Annotated in this window: 11 protein-coding genes and 1 pseudogene; 6 read left to right on the top strand and 6 right to left on the bottom strand. The window is 64.8% G+C overall.

Annotation, left to right across the window (positions count from 1 at the left end; genetic code table 11):
- Positions 1–110: 110 nt before the first annotated feature.
- Positions 111–1,121: an NAD(P)-dependent alcohol dehydrogenase gene (locus EOA38_RS17535; RefSeq protein ID WP_127299803.1), complete on the bottom strand. Its 1,011-nt coding sequence runs from the start codon at positions 1,119–1,121 to the stop codon at positions 111–113.
- A 114-nt stretch (positions 1,122–1,235) separates the two neighbouring features.
- On the opposite strand from EOA38_RS17535, the gene EOA38_RS17530 reads away from it, so the two are divergent.
- Positions 1,236–1,853 carry a TetR/AcrR family transcriptional regulator gene (locus tag EOA38_RS17530; protein WP_126094446.1) on the top strand — a complete coding sequence of 206 codons (618 nt, stop codon included), beginning with the start codon at positions 1,236–1,238 and terminating at the stop codon, positions 1,851–1,853.
- 240 nt (positions 1,854–2,093) lie between these two features.
- Here EOA38_RS17530 and groL read toward each other — a convergent pair whose 3' ends face one another.
- From groL to EOA38_RS39215, 3 genes are all read right to left on the bottom strand, one after another.
- On the bottom strand, positions 2,094–3,746 hold the full coding sequence (gene groL, locus EOA38_RS17525; protein WP_127299802.1) for a chaperonin GroEL: 1,653 nt from the start codon (positions 3,744–3,746) through the stop codon (positions 2,094–2,096).
- Positions 3,747–3,808: 62 nt separating this feature from the next.
- A complete protein-coding gene (gene groES / locus EOA38_RS17520; protein WP_073987612.1) occupies positions 3,809–4,105 on the bottom strand; it encodes a co-chaperone GroES in 297 nt (98 codons plus the stop codon).
- 62 nt (positions 4,106–4,167) lie between these two features.
- A complete protein-coding gene (locus EOA38_RS39215; protein ID WP_189350117.1) occupies positions 4,168–4,386 on the bottom strand; it encodes a hypothetical protein in 219 nt (72 codons plus the stop codon).
- On the opposite strand from EOA38_RS39215, the pseudogene EOA38_RS41120 reads away from it, so the two are divergent.
- Positions 4,345–4,461, top strand: a pseudogene (locus tag EOA38_RS41120) (LysR family transcriptional regulator); the annotation flags it as partial. The gene EOA38_RS39215 and the pseudogene EOA38_RS41120 overlap by 42 nt on opposite strands.
- A gap of 134 nt (positions 4,462–4,595) precedes the next feature.
- Here the strand turns inward: EOA38_RS41120 and EOA38_RS17510 are convergent.
- The gene (locus EOA38_RS17510) at positions 4,596–5,222 is read right to left on the bottom strand and encodes a TetR/AcrR family transcriptional regulator (RefSeq protein WP_126094444.1); all 627 of its coding nucleotides are present in this window, start codon (positions 5,220–5,222) and stop codon (positions 4,596–4,598) included.
- Between the two features lie 120 nt (positions 5,223–5,342).
- On the opposite strand from EOA38_RS17510, the gene EOA38_RS17505 reads away from it, so the two are divergent.
- The 3 genes from EOA38_RS17505 to EOA38_RS17495 are packed head-to-tail and all read left to right on the top strand — an operon-like array spanning position 5,343 to position 8,975.
- Positions 5,343–6,527, top strand: a complete 1,185-nt coding sequence (locus EOA38_RS17505; RefSeq protein ID WP_126094443.1) for an MFS transporter — start codon at positions 5,343–5,345, stop codon at positions 6,525–6,527.
- A 13-nt stretch (positions 6,528–6,540) separates the two neighbouring features.
- Positions 6,541–7,842 carry a D-arabinono-1,4-lactone oxidase gene (locus EOA38_RS17500; RefSeq protein ID WP_126094442.1) on the top strand — a complete coding sequence of 434 codons (1,302 nt, stop codon included), beginning with the start codon at positions 6,541–6,543 and terminating at the stop codon, positions 7,840–7,842.
- Positions 7,839–8,975: an alanine racemase gene (locus EOA38_RS17495; protein WP_126094441.1), complete on the top strand. Its 1,137-nt coding sequence runs from the start codon at positions 7,839–7,841 to the stop codon at positions 8,973–8,975. The genes EOA38_RS17500 and EOA38_RS17495 overlap by 4 nt, the downstream gene beginning before the upstream one ends.
- A 6-nt stretch (positions 8,976–8,981) precedes the next feature.
- Here EOA38_RS17495 and EOA38_RS17490 read toward each other — a convergent pair whose 3' ends face one another.
- A complete protein-coding gene (locus tag EOA38_RS17490) occupies positions 8,982–9,164 on the bottom strand; it encodes a transcriptional regulator (RefSeq protein WP_126094440.1) in 183 nt (60 codons plus the stop codon).
- A gap of 138 nt (positions 9,165–9,302) precedes the next feature.
- Here EOA38_RS17490 and EOA38_RS17485 point away from each other — a divergent pair.
- A partial coding sequence (locus tag EOA38_RS17485) for a MarR family winged helix-turn-helix transcriptional regulator (protein WP_145965986.1) occupies positions 9,303–9,839 on the top strand: 537 nt, incomplete at its 3' end.

Below are 9,839 nucleotides of genomic sequence, written 5' to 3'. Positions count from 1 at the left end.
TTCGAACACGCCGCTGCCCAGCCGCAACCGCCCGGAGCCCTCCTTGAGCGTGCCCTGCCACTCGGCCGAAGATTCGCGAATTGTCATTGCCGTTTCTCCTCTCTGGTTGGTCACACGCCGTCGATGACAACCTTGCCGAAGACGTCGCCCTGCTGGAAATGGCGGTAGGCTTCGCGCCCCTCGGCGAAGGGGAAAACCCTGTCGATGATCGGCTTCAGCCGATGGGTGGCGACGGCTGCAAGCATCGCCTCCAGCTCGTTGCGGCTGCCGACGAAGACACGGCTTATGGTGGCGAGGCTGCGCTGATAGACGGCGCTTGGAATTTCGACCGATTTGCCCTTCTGGTCCTGCACCGTGAGCAGCACGATGCGGCCGTAAAGCGTGCTTGCGATCAGCGATTGCGCGAAGGTGGCCGGACCGCCGGTCTCGACGACGAGATCGATGCCGCCAGTCGCCTCGCGCAGTTTCATGCCCCATTCCGGCGTCTCGGTGGCTGCGATGACGAGGTCGGCGCCGAGCGCCCGCACCCTGTCGGCCTTCTCGCCGCGTGAGGTGACGGCCGCTACGCGGCAGCCGGCGAGCTTGGCAAACTGCAGCGCAAACAATGCGACGCCGCCTGAACCGATGACCAGAACCCATTGTCCAGGCTTCGGAATCTCGGCGCCCGTCACCGCGCTCCAGGCGGTCAGGCCGGCACAGGTGAAGGTCGCGGCTTCGTGCCAGGAGAGGTGGTCGGGCAGCCGCACCGCCCATTGCTCGTCGAGCAGGGCATATTCCGAGAGCATGCCGTCCAGCGTGCAGCCGAGCTGGTCGACGATGCCGGGATGCATGCGGCCGTCGACCCAACGGGCGAAATAGCTGCCGGTGACGCGGTCGCCGACGGCAAAGCGTGTGACGCCGTCGCCGACCGCCGCCACCTCGCCAGCGCCGTCGCTAAGCGGAACGATGCCAGCGCGGGGCGTCAGCGGATAGGTGCCGTTGAGGATCATCGTGTCGCGGCGGTTGAGCGAGGTGGCGCGCACGCGCACGACGATCTGGTGCGGGCCGGGCCGTAGCATCGCCTCCTCGCGCGCCACCAGCTTCTCGATCCCGCCGAATCCTTCAAGCCGATATTTCTGCATTTGCTGCCTCTCAAATATGTAGACCGATTTACATATTATGTAGACCGATTGTCATATTATGGGCAAGGCCTATAATGCGACTCCTGACAAAAGTTGACATGGCCAGAGGTTGATGTGGCGACGGACACGCGCACCCGCATGATCGAGGCGACGGCGCTGCTCATCAGGCGGCGCGGCTATCACGGCACCTCGCTCAACGACATTTTGAGCGCCAGCGGCGCTCCTCGCGGCTCGCTCTATTTCCATTTCCCGGGCGGCAAGGACCAACTGGTCATCGAGGTTACGCGCGACAGCGTGGCAAAGGTCACCGAGCGGCTCGCCGCCGATCTTGCCACGGAAGGCGACCCGGCCGTCGCCGTCCGCCGTATCTACCAGTCGGTGGCACGCATGCTGGAAGAGAACGAATTCTCGCTCGGCTGCCCGGTCGCGCCGGTGGTGCTGGACGCGCCGAACGATGTGCCCGACCTCGTGGAGATCTGCCGCTCGGCCTTCGAGCAGTGGATCGGCCTGTTGCACCAGGCCTTCGTCAGGGCAGGGGTGGCCGAGCGCCGCGCGCAAGCGCTGGCGCTGTTAGTCGAATCCTCGCTCGAGGGCCTGATGGTGATCGCCCGCGCCACCCGCGACCGCTCGGCGCTTGCGGTCGTGGCTGACGAAGTGGTGGCCTTGGTCGAGGCGGCGGTGCGCTCGGGCAAGACGAAGCAGAGCGCGCACGCTGCTGATCTCCCCCCTTGAGGGGGAGATGTCGCCGAAGGCGACAGAGGGGGTCGCTGCGCGTGGAGCGCCAGCGCCGTCTCTCGTCGCGGAAGGCGTCGGCGCCTTACCCCCTCAAGGGGGGAGATTGGCTGTCGCGCAGGCTTTCGCCAACCGCAGCTGTACGAAGCTTGCCTGCCTTTGGACTCTGGCCGCCGCAAGCCAAACAAAAAGGGCGGCATCTCTGCCGCCCTTTCCGTATACGCTATGGGACTGAACTTCTTAGAAATCCATGCCGCCCATGCCGCCCATGCCGCCGCCGGGCATGCCGCCCGGCATACCGCCGGCGGCTTCCTTCTTCGGAGCCTCGGCGATCATGGCTTCGGTGGTGACGAGCAGGCCGGCGACCGAGGCCGCGTCCTGGAGAGCGGTGCGCACGACCTTGACCGGGTCGACGATGCCCATGCCGATCATGTCGCCATACTCACCGGTCTGGGCGTTGAAGCCGTAGGTGTTGGCCTTGTTCTCGAGGATCTTGCCAGCAACGATCGAGGCTTCCGCACCGGCGTTGGCCGCGATTTGGCGGGCCGGAGCCTGCAGCGCGCGACGCACGATGTTGATGCCGGCTTCCTGGTCGGAGTTGACGCCGGTGGCCTTGAGGTTGCCCGAGGCGCGCAGCAGGGCGACGCCGCCGCCGGCGACGATGCCTTCTTCCACGGCCGCGCGGGTCGCGTTCAGCGCGTCGTCAACGCGGTCCTTCTTTTCCTTGACCTCGACCTCGGTCGCGCCGCCGACGCGGATCACCGCAACGCCGCCGGCGAGCTTGGCGAGACGCTCCTGCAGCTTCTCCTTGTCGTAGTCCGAGGTGGTTTCCTCGATCTGCTGCTTGATCTGGGCGACGCGGCCCTGGATCTCTTCTTTCTTGCCGGCGCCGTCGACGATGGTGGTGTTCTCCTTGGAGATCGACACCTTCTTGGCGCGGCCGAGCATGTTGAGGCCGACACTCTCGAGCTTGATGCCGAGGTCTTCCGAGATGACCTGGCCACCGGTGAGGATGGCGATGTCTTCCAGCATGGCCTTGCGGCGATCACCGAAGCCCGGCGCCTTGACGGCGGCGATCTTCAGGCCACCGCGCAGCTTGTTGACGACCAGCGTGGCCAGAGCCTCGCCTTCGACGTCTTCCGAGATGATGAGCAGCGGCTTCGAGGTCTGAACGACGGCTTCCAGGACCGGCAGCATGGCCTGCAGGTTGGAGAGCTTCTTCTCGTGCAGCAGGATGTAGGCGTCTTCCAGATCGGCGACCATCTTGTCGGCGTTGGTGACGAAGTAGGGCGACAGGTAGCCGCGGTCGAACTGCATGCCTTCGACGACTTCCAGCTCGGTGTCGGCGGTCTTGGCTTCCTCGACGGTGATGACGCCTTCGTTGCCGACCTTCTGCATCGCTTCCGCGATCATCTTGCCGACCGACTCGTCGCCATTGGCCGAGATCGTGCCGACCTGGGCGACTTCCTCGGAGGTCTTGATCTTCTTGGCGGCCTTGCCGAGAGCGGTGACGACTTCACCGACGGCGAGGTCGATGCCGCGCTTGAGGTCCATCGGGTTCATGCCGGCGGCAACGGCCTTGTTGCCTTCCTGGACGATGGCCTGGGCGAGAACGGTCGCCGTGGTCGTGCCGTCGCCGGCGATGTCGTTGGTCTTCGAGGCGACCTCGCGCACCATCTGCGCGCCCATGTTCTCGAACTTGTCCTCGAGCTCGATCTCCTTGGCGACGGTGACGCCGTCCTTGGTGATGCGCGGGGCGCCGAACGACTTGTCGATGACGACGTTGCGGCCCTTCGGACCGAGGGTGACCTTCACCGCGTCGGCGAGGATGTTGACACCGCGCAGCATGCGCTCACGGGCATCGCGGGAGAATTTTACGTCTTTTGCAGCCATAGTTAGCTCCTGACAGGGGCTCGGACAGAGCCCGATAATTCAGTTGATGGAGAGACCGATATTCAGCCGATGATGCCCATGATGTCGGATTCCTTCATGATCAGAAGGTCCTCGCCATTGAGCTTGACTTCAGTGCCCGACCACTTGCCGAACAGGATGCGGTCGCCGGCCTTGACGTCGAGCGGCACGAGCTTGCCGTTTTCGTCGCGGGCGCCGGAGCCGACGGCGATGATCTCGCCTTCCTGCGGCTTCTCCTTCGCCGTATCCGGGATGATGATCCCGCCGGCGGTCTTGGATTCGGATTCGACCCGGCGAACGACCACACGGTCATGAAGCGGGCGGAACTTGGACTTTGCCATGTTTTCTTCCTCGAATGAGAACGGTGAGAACTGTTCCTCCATCCGGCGAGGCCGGATATGAGTTAGCACTCACCTAAGGCGAGTGCTAACGTGGCGCTGAAATAGGCTGGCGCCTTGCCAGAGTCAAGGCGCGCGGGAAGGGGCAATGGCGCGAAATTTTTCTGCGCATGACGCGATGCCGAAAAAGGCGGATTGCATGGGCGTATCAAAATAGAAGCGCCGTGTTTCGCTTCGCCGCCGACATTGAGGCAGGCCGCTTGATCGAAGTGCTTGCCGATCATCCGCCGATCGCGGTGCTCTATCCACGCAGCCGCCAACTGTCGCCAAGGGTGAGGGTGTCCGTCGATTGGCTGGTGGATTCTCTTCCAGCGTTGGCGATTGGCGAAAGCCGTGGTGACGTCCGATCTCCCCCCAAGTGGGGGAGATGTCCGGCAGGACAGAGGGGGGCGCGAAGGAACTCGACGCCTCCATTCTTCGCAAAAGCCAAAAGCTACAAAAACAACCGCAATTGCGCATGGATGATCGAGCGATAGTCCTCGATCGTGCGCCGCCCCTCCGCCTCGTCCTGCGTCAGCGCCAGCCGCACGACGCCGCCGGCGAGCTGGAAGATGAGGAACACGATGCGCGCGAAAGCCTCGCGCCGGTCCGGCTCGATCAGCGGCGCGACCGTCTCGCAGAACATCTCCGCCTGCCGCCTGGTCTCGGCGATGTCGAGATTCTTGAGTGCCTTGTCGGCCTGGATCGCGTTCTGCAGATCCTGGATTGCCGGATCGCCGGCGACGCGGCCGCGATAATCGTCGAGCAGCCGGTCGGCCGCCGGGATCACATCGTCGCGCTGCCGCACATTGGCGATGATCTCGCTGAGCCGCGCGCGGCTCTCCTCCGAGAAGCGCTCGTAGAGCATGGCGAGAATCGCCGATTTCGAGGGAAAATAGTGGTAGACGGTGGCGATCGGCCCGCCGGCCAGCGCGCCGACCTCTTTCATCGTCACCGCGTCGATGCCCTTCTCGCCGATCAGCCGCATGGTCGTGGCGAGGATCGCGTCGATGCGCTCGCGGCTGCGCTCCTGCTTGGGCCTGCGCCGAGGTTCCGTCGCCGTTCGTCTTGCTTCCGTCATGCGCCAAATCTCTCGGTGAGAGCTGCGATTTCGCGGTTGACAACAAACTGATCAAGTATCAGTTTCGTCAAATGCTGACAACTTGTCAGTTTTTCATGCGGGCTGCAAGGGAGAGCGCTCGTGACTGTCACCGATGCCGTGCAATCGGAAGATAGCGACTGGCTGGTCGGCAATCCGACCGGCCTGCAACTCGCTTCGGCGCTCTGGATCGGTTCGGTCGGCCTGCTCATCCTCGGATTGCAGCCGGTGCTGCTCGGCGCGCTCTACAGCGAAGGCCATGTCACCGGCGACGAGCTGGCGCTGGTCGCCACCGCGGAGATGATCGCGATCGCCATAGGCTCCGCGATCGTGGCGATGCTCTTGTCGGCGCGCAGCATGCGCTGGAAGAGCGCTGTGCTCCTCGTCCTGCTCGCGCTCGCCAATTTCTGGACGGCCTATGCCGCAAGCCCCAATGCGCTGATTGGCGCGCGCACCCTGGCGGGGCTCGCGGAGGGCGGCCTGGTCGCGGTCGCCACCGAGCTGATCGCCCGCTCGCGCCGGGCCGAGCGCATCGGCGGCTATTTCGTCACGCTGCAGACGTTGGCGCAATGCGCGCTGGCGCTGCTGCTTGCGCTCTATGCCGTGCCCGCGGCCGGCTCGGCCGGCGGCTTCATCGCGCTTGGCGTGGTCTGCCTTCTGTCGCTCGTCGTCGCCTGGACCGTGCCGGACGATTATGCGGACCTGCCTAAGGAAGAGCATTTTGCCAACGTGCTCACCATACCGGCGATCACCGCGCTGCTTTCGATCTTCTGCTATTTCATGTTCTTCGGCGCCGTCTGGGCCTTTCTCGAGCCGCTCGGCGCCGAGTTCGGCATCGACGGCCGCACCGTCGGCCTGATGGTTTCGGCAAGCCTCGCCGCGCAGGTGGTAGGCGCCATGACCGCGACCGTGTTCGAGGCGCACATCGACTACCGCCTCGCCATCACCGTCATCGGCGCGGTCGCGGCCGTCAGCTCGGCGCTGCTGGCGTCGGGACCGGGGCTCCTAGTCTTCTGGGCGGTGGCGTTGGTGATGGGCTTCATCCTGCTGTTCATCGTGCCTTACCAGATCCGGCTCGCGATCACCGCCGACGAGACACGAACAGCGGTACTCCTGGTGCCCGCCGCGCAGCTCTTCGGCCTCGCCATAGGGCCGATCGCGGCCTCGCTGCTGATCGACGGCGACAATTTCCGCCCCGTGCCGGAATTCGCAGCCGCGACCGCGCTCGCCAGCGTGGCGCTGCTCGGCATCTTCGCGCTGGTTGCGCGGCGCCGCATTCCAGCCTGAGCGGGAGGTGACGATGGCGAACGCCTGGAGCAACTGGTCGGGCTTCGTGAAGGCCGCGCCGAAGCTGATCGCGACACCCGCCGACGCCGGCGAACTGGTCGAACTGGTGCGCTCGGCGCCCGGACCGCTGCGCGTCGCCGGCGCCGGTCATTCCTTCACGCCGCTGGTGCAGTCGGACGGCACCATCGTCTCGCTGGAGAAGATCGAGGGGCTGGTCTCGCACGAGGCCGCGGCCAGCCGCGCGCGGGTGAGGGCGGGCACGCGGCTCGGCGCCTTGATGCACATCCTGCAGGATATCGGCCAGGGCCTGCCCAATATGGGCGACATCGACCGCCAGGCGATCGGCGGCGCGCTTGGCACCGCCACGCATGGCTCCGGCCCGACGCTCGGCGCCTATCACACGCAACTCGAGACGGTGCAATTCGTCGACGGGCAGGGCAAGCTGCGTGAATATAGCCGCGCAGGGGATCAGGACATGATCCACGCCACCGGTGTCGCGCTCGGCGCCTTCGGCGTGCTCACCGAAGTGACGATGAACAACGTCCCGACCTATCGGCTGCGCCGCCGCAAATGGGTGCTGCCGATCGGTGACATGCTGCGCGACTTCGAGACGATGATGGCCGCGCACCGCTCGGCCGAGTTCTACTACATCCCGTTTTCCGGCTACGCGCAGTTCATCGCCAGCGATCTCAGCGACCAGCCGACGACGGCTCGGCCGACCGAGGACGACGAGGAGGGGCTGGCGACGTTGCGCAAGCTGCGCACCATGCTGCGCTGGCTGCCCTCGCTGCGCCGCGCGCTGATCAAGGGCGCGGTGAAAAAGGTACCGTCAGAGGACTATGTGCAGGACTGGTTCAACGTCTATGTCAGCGACCGCCGCACCAGGTTCAACGAGATGGAATACCACCTGCCTTACGAGGATGGTCCGAAGGCCCTGGCCGAGATCATCGAATTGACGGAGAAGCACTTTCCGGAAGTCTATTTCCCGATGGAGGTGCGTTCGGTAGCGCCCGACGCGTTCTGGCTTTCGCCCTTCCACAAGAGGCTGACCTGCTCGATCGCCATCCATCACGATGCCGCGAACGATCCGCTGCCCTTCATGCGCGCGGCCGAGCCGATCTTCTTGAAGTATGGCGGCCGGCCGCATTGGGGCAAGATGCACAGCCTCAAGGCCGCGGACTTCAAGAAACTATATCCGTGCTGGGATGATGCTATGGCGGTGCGGCGAGACATCGATCCCGAAAACCGTTTCGTGTCGCCCTACATGGCCGGCCTGTTCGGCATCGAGCCCGGTCCTTTTGGCATCCGACAATGAGCGCCTATTTTGCCGAGCTGTCGAAGGCGCTGAAGGCGGCCGATATCTTTCGGCCCTGCCTGGTGCTCGACCGCGACCGGCTCGACGCCAACATCGCGCTGGTGAAGCAGAGGCTGGCGCCTGGCCTTGCCGTGCGGCTGGTCGACAAGTCGCTGCCTTGCCTGCCGCTGCTTGCGCATATCGCCAGAGCGCTCGGCACCAGCCGCTTCATGACCTTCCATCCGCCGGTGACGCAAGCCGTGCTCGACGCCTTTCCCGAAGGCGACCTGCTCTATGGCAAGCCGATGCCGATGGGTGCCGTCAAGGCGGCGCTGACCAAGGGCGGCGCCGGCTGGCGGTCGCGCGTCTGCTGGCTGATCGACACGCCGGAGCGGCTGGCAGAGTATGGCGCTTTAGCCGCCGCGCTCGATGCCGAATTGCGTTTCGCCTTCGAGGTCGATGTCGGGCTGCACCGCGGCGGCTTTTCCAGTCCCGCCGAGATCAAGGCGCTGACGATCCCGAAGGGCCTGCGCTGCGAAGGCATCATGGCCTATGAGGCGCATGCGCCGGAAATCCCCGGCTTGTTCGGCGGCGCGGCCAAGGCGCTGAAGCAGGCATCGGCGAAAGCCGCCGAATTCGTCGCCGTCCTCGGACCGGACCAGCGCCGCATCCTCAACATCGGCGGATCCAGGACGGCGCTGTTGCATGGCTCAGGCGTGGCCAACGAAGTCTCGATCGGCTCGGCCTTCGTGCTGCCCAAGGATTTCGACACGCCCGGCCTAGACGGCTTCCAGCCGGCCGCCTTCATTGCGACGTCGATCCTGAAGGCGCTCGATCCGGTGCTGCCCGGCCCGGCAGCGGTTTCCCGCACGCTGCAGGCGCTCGGCCTCTTCCCGCGCAAGGGCTGCTATCTCTACGGCGGCAAGTGGATGGCCGAGCCGGTGTTCCCCAAAGGCATGAAACCGAATGGCCTGGTCGGGCTATCGTCCAACCAACAGTTCATGGGCCTGCCGGCCGGGGCGAATGTGAAGCCCGGAGACTACGCCTTCCTGCGGCCGACGCAGAGTGAGGCGGTGCTGCAGCATTTCGGGGCGATTGCAGTGTTTTCCGATGGCCGAATCGTGGAGTTCTGGCCGACACTTCCGATGGGGTGAGGGTGCTTATCTCGCCGCCGTCTCAATCGGATAATGCTTGGCTTCATAAGCCTCCGTAAGGGATGCCAGCACGTCGAAGCGGTCGGCTTCCGGGCTGCCGATGGCCGGTTCATTCTCGAAATAGTGGGTGATCTCAGCAATCGCCCAGTCGTAGTCGGCTTCGGTCTTAATGGGTCGAATGTTTTCCATCACACTATCTCCGCGTCCACCTCACCGTATCCGGCGTCAATGACGAGTGGAACCTCGCAAGATTGTGAAGCTCCACTGATCGATTTATTGACTAAGTCAACTAAATGGTTGATCCTGAGCAGGGCAGGAGGAACATCCATGACCATCCACGATCACCCGGGCAAGCAACGCATCGACGCCGTGCGCGCCTTCAACCGTTTCTACACTCGCCAGATCGGCCTGCTCGACGAAGGGTTGCTGAAAAGCCCGTTCTCGCTGACCGAGGCGCGGGTGCTTTACGAGCTTGCCCATCGCAACGGGCTCGTCGCCACCGATCTCGTGCGCGACCTCGGCCTCGACCCAGGCTATGTCAGCCGTCTGCTGAAGAAATTAGAGGAGCGCGGCCTGGTCGAGCGCATCGCTTCCGAGGCCGATGCGCGGCGCTCGCCGATCGCGCTCACGCCCGCGGGCAGGGACGCCTTCGCGCCGCTCAACCAGGATTCGCATGACCAGGTGCGGACGCTGCTCGATCGTCTCGCGCCCGCCGACCAGGAGCGGTTGGTCAAGGCGATGCGCACGGTACAGGACCTGCTCGGCGACAAGCCCGAACCCAAGGTGCCTTACATCCTGCGACCGCTGCAGGTCGGCGACATCGGCTTGATCACGCATCGCCAGGGCCTGCTGTACGCGCAGGAC

The organism is Mesorhizobium sp. M1E.F.Ca.ET.041.01.1.1, from assembly GCF_003997355.1.
Lineage (GTDB): Bacteria > Pseudomonadota > Alphaproteobacteria > Rhizobiales > Rhizobiaceae > Mesorhizobium.
The sequence above is the reverse complement of the archived record's forward strand: the minus strand, read 5'-3'. Positions and strand labels throughout refer to the sequence as shown.

Excerpts from the sequence above, each read along its gene's own strand:
- EOA38_RS17535 (WP_127299803.1), bottom strand. The coding sequence starts at position 1,121 with ATGCAGAAATATCGGCTTGAAGGATTCGGCGGGATCGAGAAGCTGGTG.
- groL (WP_127299802.1), bottom strand. The coding sequence starts at position 3,746 with ATGGCTGCAAAAGACGTAAAATTCTCCCGCGATGCCCGTGAGCGCATG.
- groES (WP_073987612.1), bottom strand. The coding sequence starts at position 4,105 with ATGGCAAAGTCCAAGTTCCGCCCGCTTCATGACCGTGTGGTCGTTCGC.
- EOA38_RS39215 (WP_189350117.1), bottom strand. The coding sequence starts at position 4,386 with ATGATCGGCAAGCACTTCGATCAAGCGGCCTGCCTCAATGTCGGCGGC.
- EOA38_RS17510 (WP_126094444.1), bottom strand. The coding sequence starts at position 5,222 with ATGACGGAAGCAAGACGAACGGCGACGGAACCTCGGCGCAGGCCCAAG.
- EOA38_RS17500 (WP_126094442.1), top strand. The coding sequence starts at position 6,541 with ATGGCGAACGCCTGGAGCAACTGGTCGGGCTTCGTGAAGGCCGCGCCG.
- EOA38_RS17495 (WP_126094441.1), top strand. The coding sequence starts at position 7,839 with ATGAGCGCCTATTTTGCCGAGCTGTCGAAGGCGCTGAAGGCGGCCGAT.
- EOA38_RS17490 (WP_126094440.1), bottom strand. The coding sequence starts at position 9,164 with ATGGAAAACATTCGACCCATTAAGACCGAAGCCGACTACGACTGGGCG.